This is a genomic window from Streptomyces sp. NPDC057486 (assembly GCF_042802415.1).
Taxonomy (GTDB): domain Bacteria; phylum Actinomycetota; class Actinomycetes; order Streptomycetales; family Streptomycetaceae; genus Streptomyces; species Streptomyces yanii.
In genome coordinates this window covers 55,379-72,148 of the sequence record NZ_JBHVEE010000037.1, presented here as the reverse complement: position 1 = coordinate 72,148, position 16,770 = coordinate 55,379, and the positions used below count along the sequence as shown (strand labels likewise).

The 16,770-nt window shown below is 70.4% G+C and carries 18 protein-coding genes and 1 pseudogene; 6 read left to right on the top strand and 13 right to left on the bottom strand.

Going from position 1 to position 16,770, the window contains the following annotated elements; genetic code table 11:
- Positions 1-55 precede the first annotated feature (55 nt).
- The 5 genes from ACFU6I_RS19335 to ACFU6I_RS19315 all read right to left on the bottom strand — a co-directional run bounded on the left by ACFU6I_RS19335 (position 56) and on the right by ACFU6I_RS19315 (position 4,546).
- Positions 56-214 (bottom strand): hypothetical protein, encoded by a 159-nt coding sequence (locus tag ACFU6I_RS19335; RefSeq protein ID WP_266988512.1) that lies wholly within the window; start codon positions 212-214, stop codon positions 56-58.
- Positions 215-280: 66 nt separating this feature from the next.
- Entirely contained in the window at positions 281-1,231 is a 951-nt protein-coding gene (locus tag ACFU6I_RS19330) for a cytochrome c oxidase assembly protein (RefSeq protein WP_384367955.1), read from the bottom strand.
- 111 nt (positions 1,232-1,342) lie between these two features.
- On the bottom strand, positions 1,343-2,368 hold the full coding sequence (locus ACFU6I_RS19325) for a 6-phosphofructokinase (RefSeq protein WP_384367952.1): 1,026 nt from the start codon (positions 2,366-2,368) through the stop codon (positions 1,343-1,345).
- A gap of 176 nt (positions 2,369-2,544) precedes the next feature.
- Positions 2,545-3,273 (bottom strand): type 1 glutamine amidotransferase, encoded by a 729-nt coding sequence (locus tag ACFU6I_RS19320; protein ID WP_384042760.1) that lies wholly within the window; start codon positions 3,271-3,273, stop codon positions 2,545-2,547.
- Positions 3,274-3,307: 34 nt separating this feature from the next.
- Positions 3,308-4,546 (bottom strand): MurT ligase domain-containing protein, encoded by a 1,239-nt coding sequence (locus ACFU6I_RS19315; RefSeq protein WP_384367949.1) that lies wholly within the window; start codon positions 4,544-4,546, stop codon positions 3,308-3,310.
- A 114-nt stretch (positions 4,547-4,660) separates the two neighbouring features.
- Here ACFU6I_RS19315 and def point away from each other — a divergent pair, with 114 nt between their 5' ends.
- Positions 4,661-5,206, top strand: a complete 546-nt coding sequence (gene def / locus ACFU6I_RS19310; protein ID WP_384367946.1) for a peptide deformylase — start codon at positions 4,661-4,663, stop codon at positions 5,204-5,206.
- Positions 5,207-5,222: 16 nt separating this feature from the next.
- On the opposite strand, the gene ACFU6I_RS19305 is transcribed toward def, so the two are convergent.
- Positions 5,223-5,873, bottom strand: a complete 651-nt coding sequence (locus tag ACFU6I_RS19305) for a TetR family transcriptional regulator (protein WP_384367943.1) — start codon at positions 5,871-5,873, stop codon at positions 5,223-5,225.
- A gap of 184 nt (positions 5,874-6,057) precedes the next feature.
- Here ACFU6I_RS19305 and ACFU6I_RS19300 point away from each other — a divergent pair, with 184 nt between their 5' ends.
- On the top strand, positions 6,058-7,284 hold the full coding sequence (locus ACFU6I_RS19300; protein ID WP_384367940.1) for an acyl-CoA dehydrogenase family protein: 1,227 nt from the start codon (positions 6,058-6,060) through the stop codon (positions 7,282-7,284).
- Between the two features lie 317 nt (positions 7,285-7,601).
- Here the strand turns inward: ACFU6I_RS19300 and ACFU6I_RS19295 are convergent, their stop codons facing one another.
- The 4 genes and pseudogenes from ACFU6I_RS19295 to ACFU6I_RS19280 form a co-directional block, all read right to left on the bottom strand.
- On the bottom strand, positions 7,602-8,090 hold the full coding sequence (locus tag ACFU6I_RS19295) for a glutathione peroxidase (RefSeq protein ID WP_384367968.1): 489 nt from the start codon (positions 8,088-8,090) through the stop codon (positions 7,602-7,604).
- A gap of 399 nt (positions 8,091-8,489) precedes the next feature.
- Positions 8,490-8,612: pseudogene (locus ACFU6I_RS19290) on the bottom strand (winged helix-turn-helix transcriptional regulator); the annotation flags it as partial.
- 27 nt (positions 8,613-8,639) lie between these two features.
- The gene (locus ACFU6I_RS19285) at positions 8,640-9,209 is read right to left on the bottom strand and encodes a GNAT family N-acetyltransferase (RefSeq protein WP_384367937.1); all 570 of its coding nucleotides are present in this window, start codon (positions 9,207-9,209) and stop codon (positions 8,640-8,642) included.
- Positions 9,210-9,221: 12 nt separating this feature from the next.
- Positions 9,222-9,776 carry a helix-turn-helix domain-containing protein gene (locus ACFU6I_RS19280; RefSeq protein ID WP_384367965.1) on the bottom strand — a complete coding sequence of 185 codons (555 nt, stop codon included), beginning with the start codon at positions 9,774-9,776 and terminating at the stop codon, positions 9,222-9,224.
- A gap of 179 nt (positions 9,777-9,955) precedes the next feature.
- Between ACFU6I_RS19280 and ACFU6I_RS19275 the strand changes: the two genes are divergently transcribed.
- The 3 genes from ACFU6I_RS19275 to ACFU6I_RS19265 all read left to right on the top strand — a co-directional run bounded on the left by ACFU6I_RS19275 (position 9,956) and on the right by ACFU6I_RS19265 (position 13,025).
- Positions 9,956-10,402, top strand: a complete 447-nt coding sequence (locus ACFU6I_RS19275; RefSeq protein WP_384367934.1) for a hypothetical protein — start codon at positions 9,956-9,958, stop codon at positions 10,400-10,402.
- A 114-nt stretch (positions 10,403-10,516) separates the two neighbouring features.
- Complete coding sequence (locus ACFU6I_RS19270) at positions 10,517-12,031, top strand: MFS transporter (RefSeq protein ID WP_384367931.1); 1,515 nt, start codon at positions 10,517-10,519, stop codon at positions 12,029-12,031.
- Positions 12,009-13,025 carry a glutathione S-transferase family protein gene (locus ACFU6I_RS19265; protein ID WP_384367929.1) on the top strand — a complete coding sequence of 339 codons (1,017 nt, stop codon included), beginning with the start codon at positions 12,009-12,011 and terminating at the stop codon, positions 13,023-13,025. The genes ACFU6I_RS19270 and ACFU6I_RS19265 overlap by 23 nt, the downstream gene beginning before the upstream one ends.
- A gap of 150 nt (positions 13,026-13,175) precedes the next feature.
- On the opposite strand, the gene ACFU6I_RS19260 is transcribed toward ACFU6I_RS19265, so the two are convergent.
- Positions 13,176-14,651 (bottom strand): DUF2252 domain-containing protein, encoded by a 1,476-nt coding sequence (locus tag ACFU6I_RS19260; protein ID WP_384367926.1) that lies wholly within the window; start codon positions 14,649-14,651, stop codon positions 13,176-13,178.
- A gap of 223 nt (positions 14,652-14,874) precedes the next feature.
- Complete coding sequence (locus ACFU6I_RS19255) at positions 14,875-15,558, bottom strand: hypothetical protein (RefSeq protein WP_384367923.1); 684 nt, start codon at positions 15,556-15,558, stop codon at positions 14,875-14,877.
- A 69-nt stretch (positions 15,559-15,627) separates the two neighbouring features.
- Between ACFU6I_RS19255 and ACFU6I_RS19250 the strand changes: the two genes are divergently transcribed.
- On the top strand, positions 15,628-15,858 hold the full coding sequence (locus ACFU6I_RS19250; RefSeq protein ID WP_384367921.1) for a DUF6011 domain-containing protein: 231 nt from the start codon (positions 15,628-15,630) through the stop codon (positions 15,856-15,858).
- A gap of 6 nt (positions 15,859-15,864) precedes the next feature.
- Here ACFU6I_RS19250 and ACFU6I_RS19245 read toward each other — a convergent pair whose 3' ends face one another.
- Positions 15,865-16,737: an acyl-CoA thioesterase gene (locus ACFU6I_RS19245; protein WP_384367918.1), complete on the bottom strand. Its 873-nt coding sequence runs from the start codon at positions 16,735-16,737 to the stop codon at positions 15,865-15,867.
- Positions 16,738-16,770 lie beyond the last annotated feature (33 nt).

Sequence of the window (16,770 nt, the reverse complement as noted above, 5' to 3'; positions counted from 1 at the left end):
GCCCAGGGCCCGTCCGGGCCCTGGGCCACCCGTCGTACCGGACAAAGGGCCCCGCTCAGGTGTCGCGCGTGGCCACCATTCCCAGGGTGATCAGCCCGAGCACCACCCAGCCGAACCAGAGCCAGCCGTTGCTCCCCAGCGCCACCGTGTAGGCGGTGACCGCCACCAGAGCCCCGACGGTGAGCATCCCCATCGTCTTCGTCGATCCGGACATGCGCGCACCCTCCTCGTCGGCCGCGCGGCCGTGGACCCCATCGTCACCCGGAAGGTGTCTCCACCGCTACTGTCCGCGCGCCTGCAACGAGGCGAGATAGGCGTTGTACGCCTTCAGCTCCTGGTCCCCGTCGCGGTCGGCGGCGCGGTCCGCACGCTTCGCGGTCCGCTGCTCGGAGCGGTACCACTGGAAGACCAGCGCGATCAGCACCAGCACCGACGGGATCTCGCTGAACGCCCACGCGATGCCGCCCGCCCAGTTCTGGTCGCTCAGCGCGTCGATGCCCAGCGAGGCCGGCGGATGCTTGTACGTCTCCACCATCGGAGAGGTCGCCATCATCAGCGCGATACCGAAGAACGCGTGGAACGGCATCCCCGCGAACAGCTCCAGCATCCGCATCACATAGCCGGGCCGGTGCGGTCCCGGGTCGACGCCCATGATCGGCCAGAAGAAGACCAGTCCGACGGCGAGGAAGTGCACCATCATCGCGAGGTGACCGGTCTTCGAGTCCATGAGGAAGTCGAAGAGCGGGGTGAAGTACAGCGCGTACAGGCTGGCGATGAAGAGCGGAATGGTGAAGACCGGATGCGTGATGATCTTCATGTACCGGCTGTGCAGCAGCAGGAGCAGCAGCTCGCGCGGGCCCGTGCGGTCACGGCCCGCGACCGGCAGTGCGCGCAGCGCCAGGGTCACGGGTGCGCCCAGCAGCAGCAGGATCGGCGACAACATGCTGATCACCATGTGCTGCACCATGTGCACGCTGAACATGACCATGCCGTAGTCGTTGAGCTTCGTGCACATCACCAGCGCGATGCTCAGCACGCCGACCGTGAAGAAGACGATCCGGTTGACCGGCCAGCCGTCCCCGCGGCTGCGCAGGCGCAGCACCGCGTAGCCGTACAGGCCGAGCGCGAGGACGCAGCCGATCAGGAATACGGGGTCCGCGGAGAACTGGAGCCCACGTCCCAGCGTGAACGGCGGCAGATCCATGTTCATGCCGTGCCCGCTGTGATCCATCTGTTCACTCCCGATGGGGACGTCCCCGTTTCGCGCCGGTTGTCCCGACCAGAGTAGAACTGCCCCCGGCCGCAGCTGCGACCGGGGGCAGTTCTCAGGTGCTGGTGTTGCTCAGAGCACGCACTCGGCCTCGGCGTACCGCTCGGCCGGTACCGTCTTCAGGGTCTCGACGGCCTGGGCCAGCGGCACCATGGTGATGTCCGTGCCGCGCAGCGCCGTCATCATGCCGAACTCGCCACGGTGCGCCGCCTCGACCGCGTGCCAGCCGAAGCGGGTCGCCAGGACCCGGTCGTACGCGGTCGGGGTGCCGCCGCGCTGGACATGGCCGAGTATCACCGGGCGGGCCTCCTTGCCCAGGCGCTGCTCCAGCTCGACGGAGAGCTGCGTGGCGATCCCGGTGAACCGCTCGTGGCCGTAGATGTCCTTGGCGCCCTGCTCGAACTCCATGGAGCCCGCGCGCGGCTTGGCGCCCTCGGCGACGACGACGATCGCGAACTTCTTGCCCGCCGAGAAGCGCTTGCCGACCAGCTCGGTCAGTTCGTCCATGTCGAAGGGGCGCTCCGGCACGACGATGGCGTGCGCACCGGCCGCCATGCCCGAGTGGAGTGCGATCCAGCCGGTGTGGCGGCCCATGACCTCGACGATCAGGACCCGCTGGTGCGACTCGGCGGTGGTCTTCAGCCGGTCGAGGGCCTCGGTGGCCACGCCGACCGCGGTGTCGAAGCCGAAGGTCACATCGGTCGACGCGATGTCGTTGTCGATGGTCTTCGGCACGCCGACGATCGGCAGCCCCGCCTCGGAGAGCAGATGAGCCGCCTTCAGCGTGCCCTCGCCGCCGATCGGGATGATCGCGTCGATACCGAGATCGGCGACATGGCCCTTGGCCTGCTCGACGCCGCCCCGCAGATGTGCGGGCTGGACCCGGGACGAGCCGAGGATCGTACCGCCGCGGGCGAGAATGCCGCCGACCGCGTCGAGGTCGAGCTTCCGGTAGTCGCACTCAAGGAGGCCCTTCCACCCGTCGTGGAAGCCGATGACCTCGTCGCCGTGGTCGACCACCGCGCGGTGCACGACGGAACGGATGACGGCATTGAGGCCGGGGCAGTCGCCGCCGGAGGTGAGCACACCAATACGCATTGCCCGGGAAACCTTTGCAACGTGGGCCGACGACCGGACCACGTCGTCCGGTTGGATCCCTGCCACCCTACCGGCGCAGGGTGGCGGGACCGAACCAGGCGTCCGCCTGCTGGACTTCGCTCAGTTGAGCGAAATATGCATCATGCGGGCCATGCGGGCCATGCGGGCCATGCGGGTCACGCGGGCTGGGTGGCCGACGCGATGCGCTCGGTGCGCAGCGCCTCGTACCAGCGGTCGTCCGTCGGCGGCAGTGCGTTGACGTCCAGGGCCAGCTTCAGGAGCAGGTCCGCGATCATCGGGTTACGGGCCATCACGGGCCCGTGCATGTACGTACCGAAGACCGTGTCGTTGTACGCCCCCTCGGTGCCGTCACCCGTGCCGTTGCCCCGGCCGAGCTTCACCCGGGCGAACGGCCGCGCCGTCGGGCCGAGATGAGTGACGCCCTGGTGGTTCTCGAAACCGGTCAGCGGCGGCAGGCCCAGCTGCGGATCGATGTCGGCCAGTACGTCACCGACGCACCGGGCGCCCTCGCCACGCGTGGAGACCACGTCGAGCAGACCGAGACCGGGCTCGCGCTCACCGAGGTCGTTGATGAACTCGTGGCCGAGGATCTGGTACCCGGCGCAGACCGAGAAGATGATCGCGCCGTTGGAAGCGGCCCGGCTGAGGCCGCCGTCACGGCGCAGCCGCTCCGCGGCGAGGCGCTGCGGCCGGTCCTCACCGCCGCCGATCAGATAGATGTCGCCGGACGTCGGGACCGGCTGGTCGCTGCGGACGTCGACGCGCTGCACGTCGAGACCGCGCTGCCGCGCCCGGCGCTCCACCACCAGGGCGTTGCCCTGGTCGCCGTAGGTGCTCAGCAGGTCGGGGTAGACCCAGACCAGACGCAGACCGTTGTTGCTCATGCTTCGTCCTCTCCGGAGGTGGCCGGGGCCGGGGTCAGTTGCCGACACGACGGCGCAGATCCTGGAAGGCGGTGTAGTTGGCGATGACCTCGATACGGCCGGGCGGGGCCTGCTGCACGGCCTCGTCGAGGTTTTCGCAGACCCGGAAGTCGAGACCGGCCACTTCGAGGCGGACCGCGAGGTCCAGCTTGCGGTCGCCGAGCACGAAGATCGGGTGGCCCGCGAGCTGGGTGTAGTCGACGTCCCACAGCCACGAGGTGTCCGTGCCGTCCGCGCCCCGGGCGTTGACGGAGAGAATCACCGGTGTGGGCGGCGGGTCGATCAGGGAAAACGTTTCGAGCCAGCCCGCCGGGTTCTTCGCCAGCAGGAGCCGCAGCTCACGACCGAGGAAGGAGACCACGTCGTAGCGGCCGGCGACGGCCTGCACCTGATACATGCGCTCCAGGGCGACCTGCGGCGGCACACCGAAGACGGCCGCGACGGCGGCCGAGCTGGTGGCGTTCGCCTTGTTCGCGCGGCCGGGGAGCTGCAGGTGGATCGGCCACGCCGAGCCGTGCGGGTCCAGGACGTAGTCGCCGTGCAGCACCCAGCTCGGGGTGGGACGGCGGAAACCGCACTCGCCGCAGAACCAGTCGTCGCCGGGGCGCTGCATCACACCGCCGCAGGACGGGCAGGACCAGGCGTCGTCCTTCCACGCCTGCCCGGCCGCGACCCACACCACGTTGGGGGAGGAGGACGCCGCCCAGACAATCAGCGGGTCGTCGGCGTTGGCGACGATCACGGCCTTCGAGCCGGACAGCCCCTCACGCCACTTCTCGGCCAGCATCCTGGTTTCCGCGGCGCGGTCCAGCTGGTCGCGCGAGAGGTTGAGCAGCGCGATCACCTTGGGTGTGGTGTCCCGTGCGACGCCGGCGAGGTACTTCTCGTCGACCTCGATCACGCCGTACTTCGCGTCCGAGCCTCCGGCCAGGGCCGAGGTGATACCCGCGGGCATGTTGGCGCCGAGCGCGTTCGACACGACCGGGCCGGCGGCCCGCAGCGCCTCGGCGATCAGCCGGGTCGTCGTGGTCTTGCCGTTCGTCGCCGACACGAGGATCACGTCCAGGTGCTGCGCCAGCCGCCCCAGCAGGTCGGGGTCGAGCTTGAGCGCCACCCGGCCGCCGATCACCGATCCGCTGCCGCGCCCCGCAGCGCGCGACACCGCCGCTGCGGCCTTGCCCGCCGTCACCGCCAGCTTGGCCCGCGGCGACAACGGCTCCGTGTTGCCTGCCATCGTCCTAGATCCTCCTTGCATCGGTCCGCGCCCAGCCTATCGATGTCCGGCGCGGCGACCGCACCACGGCACCACCAGGAAGGCGGAGGTCACATGGAACGTACGATGGCGGCCATGCGAAACCGCCCGATCCCCGGCAGTTCCGGACTCGTCCGCGCCATGACTCTGCTCGGTGACCCGGTGCTCCACGGTGCCTGCGAGGACGTCACCGACTTCGGTCCGTCGCTCGCCCGGCTCGTCGAGGACATGTTCGCCACGATGTACGCGGCGCAGGGGGTCGGTCTCGCGGCCAATCAGATCGGCATACCGCTGCGGGTGTTCGTCTACGACTGTCCCGACGACGACGATGTCCGTCACCTCGGCCATCTCGTCAATCCGAAGCTGGTCGAGGCGGACGGCATCACGGTACGCGGACCGGAGGGCTGCCTCTCGCTCCCCGGCCTGGAAGCCGGTACCCCGCGCTTCGACCATGCGGTGGTGGAGGGCGTGACCGTCGACGGGGAGCCGGTGCGGGTTGCCGGCACGGGCTGGTTCGCGCGCTGTCTCCAGCACGAGTGCGACCACCTCGAAGGCACCGTCTACACGGACCGGCTGACCGGGCTGCGCCGGGCGAGGGCACTGCGCGCGGCCCGCCGGGCGCCCTGGGGGCGTACCGACTGACCGCGCTCTCCCGCCGTCAGAAGCCGGGCCCGCCCGGCAGGTCGCCCGCGGCGGCCAGCCTGCCCCACAACAGATCGGCCAGGCTGCGCACCAACTGGGCGCGTGAGCAGGGGCGTTCGCCCAGCCACCAGTCGCCCGCCGCATGCATCATGCCGACGATGCCATGGCCCCAGATGCGGGCCATCTCCTCGCTGTCCGGGCCCAGGTCCACCCGCTCGGCGATGACCAGGGCGAGCTCTTCGCCGAGCCGGCGCAACAGCGGGGCGGAGTGGCGCCCGACGTCGAAGCCCTGCTCGGGGGAGGGGGCGGCGTCGTCGGACGGGTGCATCAGGAAGCGGTAGACCTGCGGACGGGCCTCGATTGCCGCGAGATAGGTGTCGAGTGTCGCCTCCACCCTCTGGCGGCGCTCGGCGGGGGCGTCGAGTGCCGCCCGCAGCGCGCTCAGCAGCGCGTCGGTGTGGCGCTTGGCGAGCGCGCGGTAGAGGCCGCCCTTGTCGCCGAAGTGCCGGTACAGGATGGGCTTGGTGATTCCGGCCTCCGCCGCGATGGCGTTCATGGAGGCCTTGGGCCCGTCCCTGAGCACCACGCGGTCGGCGGCCTCCAGCAGCTCCCGGCGGCGCTGCTCGGCCGCGGTCCGCTGTTTTCCGGCCTGTCGTGTGGTCTCCATGTCGCCTCTCCCCACCCTGGCCGTGCAATTGGCCATGCAAGTCCGTTACGCCTGCGCAACGTAACACCCTGACCATCGGTGGTGCCGATCGGAGTCTGACCGGTTGACAGTGGCTACTTGTCGGTAACAGACTTCGGTTACCGCAAGTAACGGTGATTTTTCACGGTAATGCATGGAGGGGAACATGGGCGAGTTCACGCTCGATCTCAACGACGACCAGAAGCAGGTCCGTGACTGGCTTCACGGTTTTGCCGCGGATGTGATCCGTCCGGCTGCTTCGGAGTGGGACGAGCGTGAGGAAACGCCCTGGCCCGTCATTCAGGAGGCGGCCAAGGTCGGCATCTACTCCCTCGACTTCTACGCCCAGCAGTTCTTCGACCCGACGGGGCTCGGCATCCCGATGGCGATGGAGGAACTGTTCTGGGGCGACGCGGGAATCGCCCTGTCGATCGTGGGTACGGGCCTGGCGGCCGTCGGCGTACTCGCCAACGGCACCGAGGAGCAGATCGGCACCTGGATCCCGCAGATGTACGGCGATGCGAACGATGTGAAGGTCGCCGCCTTCTGTTCCTCGGAGCCGGACGCCGGCTCCGACGTCGCCTCGATGCGGACCCGTGCGGTGTACGACCAGGCCAAGGACGAGTGGGTGCTGAACGGCACCAAGACCTGGGCGACCAACGGTGGCATCGCCAATGTCCACGTCGTCGTCGCCGTGGTCGACTCGGAGCTCGGCTCCAAGGGCCACGCCTCCTTCATCGTGCCGCCGGACACCCCGGGGCTCTCGCAGGGCCAGAAGTTCAAGAAGCACGGCATCCGGGCCTCTCACACGGCGGAGGTCGTTCTGGAGGACGTCCGCGTCCCGGGCCACTGCCTGCTCGGCGGCAAGGAGAAGCTGGACCAGCGCCTGGCGCGGGCACGCGAGCGCGCCCAGTCCGGTGGCGAGCGCGTGAAGAACGCGGCGATGGCCACGTTCGAGGCGTCCCGCCCGGCGGTCGGCGCGATGGCGGTCGGCACCGCGCGCGCCGCGTACGAGGTCGCGCTGGACTACGCGAGGACCCGGACCCAGTTCGGCCGTCCGATCATCGACAACCAGGGTGTCGCGTTCCAGCTCGCGGACATGCGGACGCAGATCGACGCGGCCAGGCTTCTCGTCTGGCGGGCGTCCTGGATGGCGACCACCGGGAAGCCGTTCGAGTCGGCCGAGGGCTCCATGTCCAAGCTGTACGCGAGCGAAACGGCGAAGAAGGTCACCGCGCAGGCGATCCAGATCCTCGGCGGCAACGGCTTCACCCGTGAATACCCTGTGGAGCGGATGCACCGGGACGCGGCCATCTACACGATCTTCGAGGGTACGAGCGAGATTCAGCGGCTGGTGATTGCGCGCACGCTGTCGGGCATGCCGATTCGCTAGCGTTGCGAACGGAAAGGTTTGCCGGGAAGCCCGCGGCGTCCGGTGCGGTGCATTGCAAGGCGGAGGATCGCCCTCGTACCGGACGTACTCGGGTGATGCGACAACGCGGCGAGGTGGCGTGCCGGGCGTCGCGAGCCGGTGAACCTTTCCGGTCGCAGCACTCGCGCTGTGCCGCAGGAGGCGGGGGCGCCGGGGCGTTGCGGCGCCTCCGGCGCCGCTCTGTCCTCGGTCGCCGGACGGGCTTGAGCGTGGGCCCGGCGGGGCTGAGGTCGTGCCGGGCGGCCCGGCCATCAGGCTGCCCGGCACGACGCCGCCCGTCAGGCGGGCAGCAGGGCCTCGATTGCCGCCACGAGCTCCGGCGCTTCCGGTTCCGTGCGGGGGCGGATGCGGGCCACCGGCTCGCCGGACGGGGAGATCAGGAACTTCTCGAAGTTCCACTGCACGTCACCCGCCTCGCCGTCCGCGTCCGCGAGCTGCGTCAGCTCCGCATACAGCGGGTGCCGTCCGTCACCGTTGACGTCGACCTTCGCCAGGAGCGGGAAGCTGACTCCGTACGTCGTCGAGCAGAAGGTCTGGATCTCCTCCGCGCTGCCCGGCTCCTGGCCCGCGAACTGGTTGCACGGAACACCGAGCACGGTGAAGCCCCGGTCCCCGTACTCCTTCTGCAGCCGCTCCAGGCCCGCGTACTGCGGGGTGAGCCCGCACTTGGAGGCGACGTTCACCAGCAGGACCGCCCGGCCGCGGTAGGCGCCGAGGGTGGTCGGCTCACCGGTGAGCGTGTGGAGCGGAATGTCGTACAGCGTCATGAGGGTCTCCTTGTGAGTCGCTTCCGACGCCATTCTTACGCCCACAGGTTCATCGGCACGAAGCCGACGGCCGGGCCGTCCGGATCCAGCAGCCGGCCCATGAGCCTCACCGCCCGCGGCGCGACCGCTTGGTCCGGCAATGCGCAGATGGGGGAGGCGCGCGGCGAGACGTACCTCCGGGGCCTGGGCGTCGACCAGGAATGAGACCCGGGCCGTCGCGATCGGATGGGTCGGGCCGGCCGGGGCCAGGCACTGCAGGATCTCCGGAAGCTTCGCCAACTCCCTTGCGGCGGACTCCAGATGCTCTGCCGCCACGCTGTCGAAGAGCGTCACGGCGACCGGCGAACCCGACAGTGAACGGGCCGAGTCGCAGCGGAGCGCCAGCCGGCCCGATTCGAGGAGCCGGTTCAGCCTGCGGCCTGCGGTGTTCACGGAGACTCCCGGCACCTCGGCGAGTTCGCTGAGCGACATCCGGCCGTTCTCGCCGATCGGCGTCCCCGCACTCGGCGACCCGGCGAACATCCTGCTCGTCATGAAGGACGGCGTCGCCTACGAGGATGCCGAGGGACTCGTTGCCCGACCGTCCGTACCGGCGCCCGCCGCGCCGATCACCTTGTAGTAGAAGGTGGTCGCCTTCAGAACCCCGGCCGGGTCCCCGGCATAGTCCGGAATGGACCCGCACTCCATCCAGCCCGCCGAGCGGTAGAGCCGCTCGGCGGGGCTGCCGGTCTCGGTGTCCAGGACGAGCAGCGTCAGACCGGTGGCGGCTGCCGCCTGCTCGGCGGCGGCCAGCAGCGCCCGGCCCAGCCCCCGGCCGCGCACCGAGGGGCGCACCATCACCTTCGTCACCTCGGCGCGATGCCGGGCGTTCGGCAGCGGAGCCAGGTTCAGGCCGATGGTCCCGGCCACCCGCTCGCCGTCGCGGGCGAGCCAGACGCGCTGATGTCCGGCATCGACGGCCTCGGCACGCCCTCGCCACCAGGCTGCGGCCGCATCGCGGTCCAGGGGCGCAAGGAACCCCACCGACGCCCCGCCCTCCACCGTCTCCACCAGGAGAGCGGCGAGCTCATCGGCGTATGTGACCAGCTCGGGGCCGGACACGGGGACGATCTCGGTCATGGCAGGGTCCTCTCACGGCAGAACGATCATCAGGGCATAGCGGACGGGGTTCGGGCCCGGGCAGTGGAAATGTGAGGGTCCGCGCAGCCGGAACCGCAGACAGTCGCCCTGGTGCAGGGTGTGCACGGTGTTCTCGACGGTGATCTCGACCGTCCCGTGGAGCACCCAGATGTGCTGCTCCAGACCGGGCACGGGGGCGTCGTCGTAGGCGATGGCGGCGCCCGCGTCGAGCGTTCCCTCGATGATCTCGGCGCGCAGTCCGGCGTGCGGCGGTGAGACCGAGCGGCGGACGAATCCGGACGCCTCGTCCCGCCACACCGGCTGGCGTCCGGACGGCACCAGTTGCGGCGGTTCCGCCTCCACCTCCGTCAGCAGCCTCGACATCGTCCGCCCGTATACCGTGCACAGCCGTCCCAGCTGGGCGGCGGTCGGGCTCAGCTCGCCGCGCTCCAGGCGCGACAGTGTCGAGCGGCTGACGCTGCTGCGGCGGGACAGTTCGTCCAGCGACCAGCCGCGCTCGGTGCGGAGCTCACCCAGCCGGGCGGCGAGCCGGGCATCGACGGACATCGGCTCCACCACGTCAGACTGTCTCACATGAGAGATGTTATCCCTGATATGAGAGGAGCTGGTCGTCCTCGGCCGAAGTGCCTACGGGGAGCCGCCGTGTCAGGCTGAGACGGGGGATCCCGCCCGGTCCGCGGCCTGCTCGGCCGGACCGAGGGCACTGCCACCCCAAGGAGGCCGACATGGCCAGTGACACCGCCGGACCCCGAGCGGCCCGCGCCAACCCGAGCCCCACGCACGCGCCTACATCGGGGATCACCGTCCTGGCAGCATCCCTGATGATCTTCGGTGGAGCGATGGCGATCCTCGAGGGGATCGCGGCCATCTCCAAGGACGCCATCTTCCTCGCGACGCGCCACTACGTGTTCGAGTTCAGCCTGGCGGGCTGGGGCTGGGTCCACCTCATTCTCGGCATCGTCATTGTTCTCGCCGGCTGCGCCGTGCTCAGCGGAGCCCTGTGGGCACGCTACTTCGGTGTCGCTGTCGCCGGGCTGGGCGCGATCGCCAACTTCCTGTGGATCCCGTACTACCCCCTGTGGGCCATGGTGCTGGTCGCCATCAACATCTTCATCGTCTGGGCGCTGTGCACGGGCATGCACCGAGAAGCGGACGAGGCTCTGAGGGCCTGACCCCGATCCGGGGCGTGCTCGACGGCCCGGCATCTTCTCCCGGGCGGCGAACGATTACGGCAGTCGGCCCAGTCGAGCCGACGGAACCCGGACACGCCGCCTAAGGTGCGAATTATGCCGGAGAGCACAACGTCCAAGGAAGGTGTGGCGGGGGGCGGGGCGGCCCCGGCGCCCGACCCCCGCCGCTGGCAGGCACTTGGTGTGTGCCTGGTGGCGGGCTTCATGACGCTGTTGGACGTGTCCATCGTCAACGTCGCCCTGCCGTCCATCCGCAACGGCCTGCGGAGCCCGGAATCCGATCTGCAATGGGTTCTCTCCGGCTACTCCCTCGTCTTCGGACTCCTTCTCATCCCCGCCGGACGCCTCGGCGACGCCCGGGGGCGCCGTGTGGTGTTCCTGGCGGGACTGGCCGTGTTCACGCTGGCGTCGGCAGCCTGTGGAGCCGCCCCGACCAGTTTCTGGCTGGTGGTCGCCCGAGTGATCCAAGGCGTCGGTGGAGCCTTGATCTCGCCGCAGATCTCCGCGTTGATCCAGCAGATGTTCTCGGGCCAGGAGCGGGGCCGCGCCTTCGGCATGTTCAGCACGGTGGTGGGTATCTCGACCGCCGTCGGCCCCCTGCTGGGCGGGCTGTTGATCCAGGCGGCCGGACCGGCCGAGGGCTGGCGCTGGGTGTTCTACGTCAACCTGCCGCTCGGCGTCATCTGCTTCCTGCTCGCCCGGCGCCTCCTGCCGGACACCCCGTCGGCCGGCCGCGTGCGGCCACGCGACCTGGACCCCGTCGGCGTCCTCCTTCTCGGCGCGGGCCTGCTGGCCCTGCTGCTGCCCCTCGTCCAGGAACAGCAGTGGCCCGGCAACGAGAAGTGGCTGCTGCTGGTCGTGGCCGCGGTTCTGCTCGCCGCCTTCGCCGGCTGGGAGTCCCGGTGCGGCAGGCGCGGCACCGCGCCGGTCCTCGACCTGTCGCTGTTCCGGCTGCACTCCTACTGGCTGGGCTGTCTGCTGAGCCTGCTGTACTTCGCCGGATTCACCTCGATCTTCTTCATCAGCACGCTCTATCTGCAGGCAGGCCTGCACTGCACCGCCCTCGAGGCCGGACTGGCCATCACACCGTTCGCTCTGGGGGCGGCTGCCGCCGCGGGACCCGGCGGCCGGATGGTCGGCCGTTACGGCCGGCCGCTGGTCGTCGTGGGGCTGTCCATGGTGGTCGTCGGACTCGGGGCCACCGCGTTCGCCGTGCACGTCGTCCCCGGCCGTGGCGTCGCCTGGGCGATGGCGGCCCCGTTGCTCCTGGCGGGTGTGGGCAGCGGCCTCGTCATCGCCCCGAACCTGACCCTGACTCTGTCCCAGGTGCCGGTGGTCGGCGGCGGGAGCGCCGGGGGCACGCTCCAGACCGGGCAGCGCGTCGGCTCCGCGATCGGGATCGCCGCGGTCGGCTCGGTCTTCTTCGCCCAGCTGGCCTCCGAGGGCTGGACCACCGCGTTCGACCTCGGGCTCGTCGTCTCCGTCGCCTTCGTCATGGGGGCACTGGTCGTGGCTCTGGCCGATGTGGCGGCATCCCGGCGGGCCAGGAGACATACGTCCCACCCGTCCGACCGAGAGCGAGACCGCGATGAGCAACGCGACCGGCAGTGAGCCGGACGGTAACGCAGCGTACGGACGCACGACCTTCAAACGGTCCAGGAGCCATTTCGCCGACCGGATCACGGCCGACGGGAGGGACGGCTGGCCGGTCGAGGCGGGCCGCTACCGGCTGGTCGTCAGCCGCGCCTGCCCCTGGGCGAGCCGGGCACTCGTCTCCCGGCGGCTCCTGGGCCTGGAGGACGCCCTGTCGCTCGCTGTCGCCGACCCGATCCAGGACGACCGCAGCTGGCGCTTCACTCTGGACGAGGGCGGACGGGACCCGGTGCTCGGCATCGCGTACCTGAGCGAGGCGTACGACGCGCGTGAACGCGGCTACCCCGGTGGCGTCAGCGTGCCCGCGATCGTGGACGTACCCAGCGGGAAGCTCGTCACCAACGACTTCCAGCGGATCACCCTGGACTTCGCGACCGAGTGGACCGCGCTGCACCGGTCCGGGGCCCCCGATCTCTACCCCGAACGGCTGCGGGACGAGATCGACGAGGTCATGGACGGTATCTACCGCGATGTGAACAACGGTGTCTACCGGGCCGGATTCGCCACCGAACAGGACGAGTACGAGGCCGCGTACCGCGCGGTGTTCCGCCGGCTCGACCTGGTCTCCGAACGCCTCGCGGACCGGCGCTATCTGGTCGGGGACACTCTCACGGAGGCGGACATCCGGCTGTTCACCACGCTCGTCCGCTTCGACGCCGTCTACCACGGGCACTTCAAGTGCAACCGCTCGAAACTGACCGAGGACCCGGTGCTGTGGGCCTACGCCAGGGACCTGTTCCAGACCCCCGGATTCGGCGACACGGTCGACTTCGATCACATCAAGCACCACTACTACCGGGTCCACACGGGGATCAACCCCACCGGCATCGTGCCCCTGGGACCCGATCTCTCCGGTTGGGGGACACCGCACCGTCGCGAGCAGCTCGGGGGCCGTCCGTTCGGAGACGGCACCCCGCCGGACCCGAGTCCGTCCGGCCGCACCCGGGTGTGAAGGACACGTCACGGTCCCCGAAGCGCACGTTCACGGCAGTGGACCGGCGGGCGCCCCGTGCGGGGCGGTGGCCGGCTCCGCGGCGAACGCATGAGCGCGAGGGGATCGGGGGCGCCGTGGCGGATGCTCCGGCGGGCTCGGCCGACATGGTCATGGTTTCCTCGTCGTCGGAGCGTCCGGTGCGCGCGGGGCTGCGACCGGGCCGTTCGGCTCGGACGCGGGAAGGCGCCCCGTGCGGACCGCGTCGACCAGAGCGCGGTGGTCCCGCTCATTGAGGTCGGCGTACTTCTCCGCGAACCGTGCGATCGCACGGTCGAAGGAGTCGCTGCGTCCCAGATACGCGGCGATGGCGATCCGGTCGCCGGACCTCGCGTGCGCGCGGGCCAAGGTGCTGCCGCAGACCTCACCGAACGTCCGCATCCCGACCGGCACCATGGCCTCCGGGTCGATGGCGCCCTTCCAGTCGCGCAGCTGCCGCAGATAGAAGTCGCGGCGCTGCCCGTCGATCCTTTCCGTGCGTTGCCAGCCGAGGAAGATGTCGCTCGCCGCCTGCATCAACCGCTGCCCGGCGACCACCCGCTCGCCCTGGTTCCGGTACGTGCTGGGGCCGACGTACGGGGCGAGTACCGAGGTCCCGGCCTCCTTGGCCTGAAGGAACAGCGGATCGCGGTCGTCCCTGCCGAGCAGCAGGACGATCCAGCACCGCGTGCCTACGCTGCCGACCCCGACGACCTTGTGGGCCACGTCCACGACCCGGAAGTCCTGGAGCAGAGACCGCCGGTCCGACGGGAGACTCAGCGCGTAGCTCCCGATCAGCTCGCGGAACCAATCCATCGTCGCATCGCGCTCCTCACCGGGCAGCAGATCGGCGAGCGGTACGAGGAGGGGCGGATCCGCGGCGATCCGGAGCCGGCCGTCGACCACCTCGGTCAGCTTGCCGAAGGCCTGCAGACTGTCCCGGGTACGGGCCTTGGCCATGGCACGGTTCAGGCTCGCGCGGCCACGTTTCGCCAACTGCTGCGACGCCACGGTCCGGAGGCGTTCCACATCAGTCTTCGTGTACCACACATCGAGGTTGCGCATGCCCGCGAACCGGATCATCGACTCGCGGTACGACCGCACCGCTGCCGGCACGATGTCGGCGCTCTCCCGCTCCGTGAAGCCGTTCGCCCGCCCCGCGACGACGAGGCTGACCGCCAGCCGTTTGACGTCCCACTCCCAGGGGCCAGGCAGCGTCTCGTCGAAGTCGTTGATGTCGAACAGCAGGTGCCGTTCCGGGGAGGCGAGCAGCCCGAAGTTCAACAGGTGTGCGTCTCCGCACAGTTGGGCCCTGATCCCGGAATCGGGGCCGGCGGCAAGATCGGCTGCCATGATCGCGGCGGCGCCCCGGTAGAAGCGGAACGGCGACTCGGCCATCCGGCTGTGGCGGATCGGGACGAGCTCCGGAACCCTGGTCGCGGACTGGGCCTCGAGGATGCCCATGGGGTCGGGCCGGTCGGCCCGCGGTGCGAACGAGGCGTGGCTCGAACGGGGGGTGCGTCTGCGGGCCGCCTTTCCGGCGGCCGCCCGCTCCTCCGGTGTCAGGTGCGGCGCGGTGCGGTGGGTCGACGTGGCGTCCTGGGGCATCGAAGACTCTCCTGACTGCCCGGACGCCCTGACGCCCGGACGTGTGCGGCCCCTCGACGTGTGCTGCCCCTCTCCGATTATCACGGGTGGCCCCGGCCTCCGGCATCATCTGGTGGGCCAACGGGCTGGGGGACGACCATGACCGTGCCGTCCGCCCGCGCGGACGCTCGACGAGCCACGCGACGCCCGCGACCGCCGACGCGACCCTGGTATGCCGTCCGCGTCACGCCCGCTTGTCGTCCCAGGGGGTCCCCAGCCAGCTGTCGAAGGTGCGCAGCAGCGCCACCAGAGCCGCGCCCAGCCGCCAGTCGCACCACTGCGCGTGCTGAAAGAGATGGTCGTCCTGGAACTCCAGCGGGGTCTCCGTGCCGGTCCGCCAGAAGATGCGACGCGGTCCGCGGGCGACATCGCCGCTGCCGCTGAGGAGGCTGCCCACGATGATGACCGCCTGAACGGGGGACAGCAGCCACCACACGTACCACCAGAAGATCCGCCCCTTGTAGCCGACGGCCTCGGGGCAACCCGTCTGCGTGACCGTCCAACGGGTCCGCAGCCCGCTGCCGGAGAGTGCCTTCTCGCGGACGAACGTACCGAGGGGCTCGCCCTGGGCCCCGAGTACCTGATACGTCGCCACGCCGTCGCCGGCGGACGTGGTGATCACCGTGGCCAGCCGCGCCCGGCGCTGCGGATCGGCCCACAGGACGAAGGAACGCGTCCCGTTCCTACGGGCTGCGAGGTACGCCGATATGCCGTCCGGGGGCAGTTCGCGCTCCACGTAGGCGACGTTCCGGGCCGGGTCGCCGAGCGTGTCCGCGTACGTGATGACGTGCCCGACAGGATCGACGCCGCCCGGTGCCGCGTTCTTCTTGTCCCGGGGGACCGCTTCCATGGTCAGCACGCTGCTCATCCGCGAACTCCTCCGTTGCGCTCCGTCCGGAAGTCGCAGGGTAGACCGCCGACTTGAGAAGATCGATTCGTGGAGAATCCTGAGCCGTTCCCCGGGTCCGACATCGAGGCCCCGGCCGAGCCCGACCGGGCGACCGGCCGCCGTCCGGTCCGCTGCCGCCTGTGCGGTCGCCCGCTCACCGGCAGGGAATCACGCCGCGCCGGGCTCGGCCCCGCCTGCGACGCCAAACTGCACCCGGCCGCGCCGGACATCCGCACCCGCCGCCACGAGGTCGAACAGGACCCGCTGCCCGGCACGTGAGCCGGGCTACGTGCCCAGTCGGCGGAACAACCCCTCCTGCACCACGGACACCAGCAGATTGCCGCCCCGGTCGTAGATCCGGCCGCGCGCCAGTCCCCGCCCGCCCGTCGCGATGGGCGACTCCTGGTCGTACAGGAACCATTCGTCGGCCCGGAACGGACGGTGGAACCACATGGCGTGGTCCAGCGACGCCATGTCGAACCCGCGCGGCCCCCAGAGGGGTTCCACCGGGATACGGACCGCGTCGAGGAGCGTCATGTCGCTCGCGTACGTCAGCGCGCAGGTGTGCACGAGCGGATCGTCGCCCAGCGGGCCGACCGCACGCATCCAGACCGCGCTGCGCGGGTCCGCGTCCTTGATCTCCTCCTGCGACCAGCGCAGCCGGTCCACGTACCGGATGTCGAACGGCTGGCGTCTGGCCATCCGCTCCAGCGCGTCCGGCAGCGCCCCGAGATGCTCGCGCACCTCTTCGGCGACGGTGGGCAGCTGCTCGGGGGCCGGAACGGTCCGGGCGGGCGGCAACTGGTGCTCGAAGCCCGCCCCCTCCGGCCGGTGGAAGGATGCCGTCAGATTGAAGATCGTCCGGCCCTCCTGCACGGCGGTGACCCGGCGCGTGGTGAACGACCGCCCGTCCCGGACCCGCTCGACGTCGTAGACGATCGGCACGCCGGGGCGGCCCGGCCGCAGGAAGTAGGCGTGCAGCGAATGGACCGGCCGGTCCCCGTCGGTGGTCCGGCCGGCCGCAACCAGCGCCTGCCCGGCGACCTGGCCGCCGAAGACCCGCTGCAGCGACTCCTCGGGGCTGCGCCCCCGGAAGATGTTGACCTCGATCCGCTCCAGGTCGAGCAGGTCGACCAGGCGCTCGGCGGGGTTCGTCATGCCGTTCGTCTCCACTCTCGCAAAGGTGCCGTC

Coding starts and splice junctions, on each gene's coding strand:
- ACFU6I_RS19335 (WP_266988512.1), bottom strand. CDS start 214: ATGTCCGGATCGACGAAGACGATGGGGATGCTCACCGTCGGGGCTCTG.
- ACFU6I_RS19330 (WP_384367955.1), bottom strand. CDS start 1,231: ATGGATCACAGCGGGCACGGCATGAACATGGATCTGCCGCCGTTCACG.
- ACFU6I_RS19325 (WP_384367952.1), bottom strand. CDS start 2,368: ATGCGTATTGGTGTGCTCACCTCCGGCGGCGACTGCCCCGGCCTCAAT.
- ACFU6I_RS19320 (WP_384042760.1), bottom strand. CDS start 3,273: ATGAGCAACAACGGTCTGCGTCTGGTCTGGGTCTACCCCGACCTGCTG.
- ACFU6I_RS19315 (WP_384367949.1), bottom strand. CDS start 4,546: ATGGCAGGCAACACGGAGCCGTTGTCGCCGCGGGCCAAGCTGGCGGTG.
- def (WP_384367946.1), top strand. CDS start 4,661: ATGCGAAACCGCCCGATCCCCGGCAGTTCCGGACTCGTCCGCGCCATG.
- ACFU6I_RS19305 (WP_384367943.1), bottom strand. CDS start 5,873: ATGGAGACCACACGACAGGCCGGAAAACAGCGGACCGCGGCCGAGCAG.
- ACFU6I_RS19300 (WP_384367940.1), top strand. CDS start 6,058: ATGGGCGAGTTCACGCTCGATCTCAACGACGACCAGAAGCAGGTCCGT.
- ACFU6I_RS19295 (WP_384367968.1), bottom strand. CDS start 8,090: ATGACGCTGTACGACATTCCGCTCCACACGCTCACCGGTGAGCCGACC.
- ACFU6I_RS19285 (WP_384367937.1), bottom strand. CDS start 9,209: ATGACCGAGATCGTCCCCGTGTCCGGCCCCGAGCTGGTCACATACGCC.
- ACFU6I_RS19280 (WP_384367965.1), bottom strand. CDS start 9,776: ATGTCCGTCGATGCCCGGCTCGCCGCCCGGCTGGGTGAGCTCCGCACC.
- ACFU6I_RS19275 (WP_384367934.1), top strand. CDS start 9,956: ATGGCCAGTGACACCGCCGGACCCCGAGCGGCCCGCGCCAACCCGAGC.
- ACFU6I_RS19270 (WP_384367931.1), top strand. CDS start 10,517: ATGCCGGAGAGCACAACGTCCAAGGAAGGTGTGGCGGGGGGCGGGGCG.
- ACFU6I_RS19265 (WP_384367929.1), top strand. CDS start 12,009: ATGAGCAACGCGACCGGCAGTGAGCCGGACGGTAACGCAGCGTACGGA.
- ACFU6I_RS19260 (WP_384367926.1), bottom strand. CDS start 14,651: ATGCCCCAGGACGCCACGTCGACCCACCGCACCGCGCCGCACCTGACA.
- ACFU6I_RS19255 (WP_384367923.1), bottom strand. CDS start 15,558: ATGAGCAGCGTGCTGACCATGGAAGCGGTCCCCCGGGACAAGAAGAAC.
- ACFU6I_RS19245 (WP_384367918.1), bottom strand. CDS start 16,737: ATGACGAACCCCGCCGAGCGCCTGGTCGACCTGCTCGACCTGGAGCGG.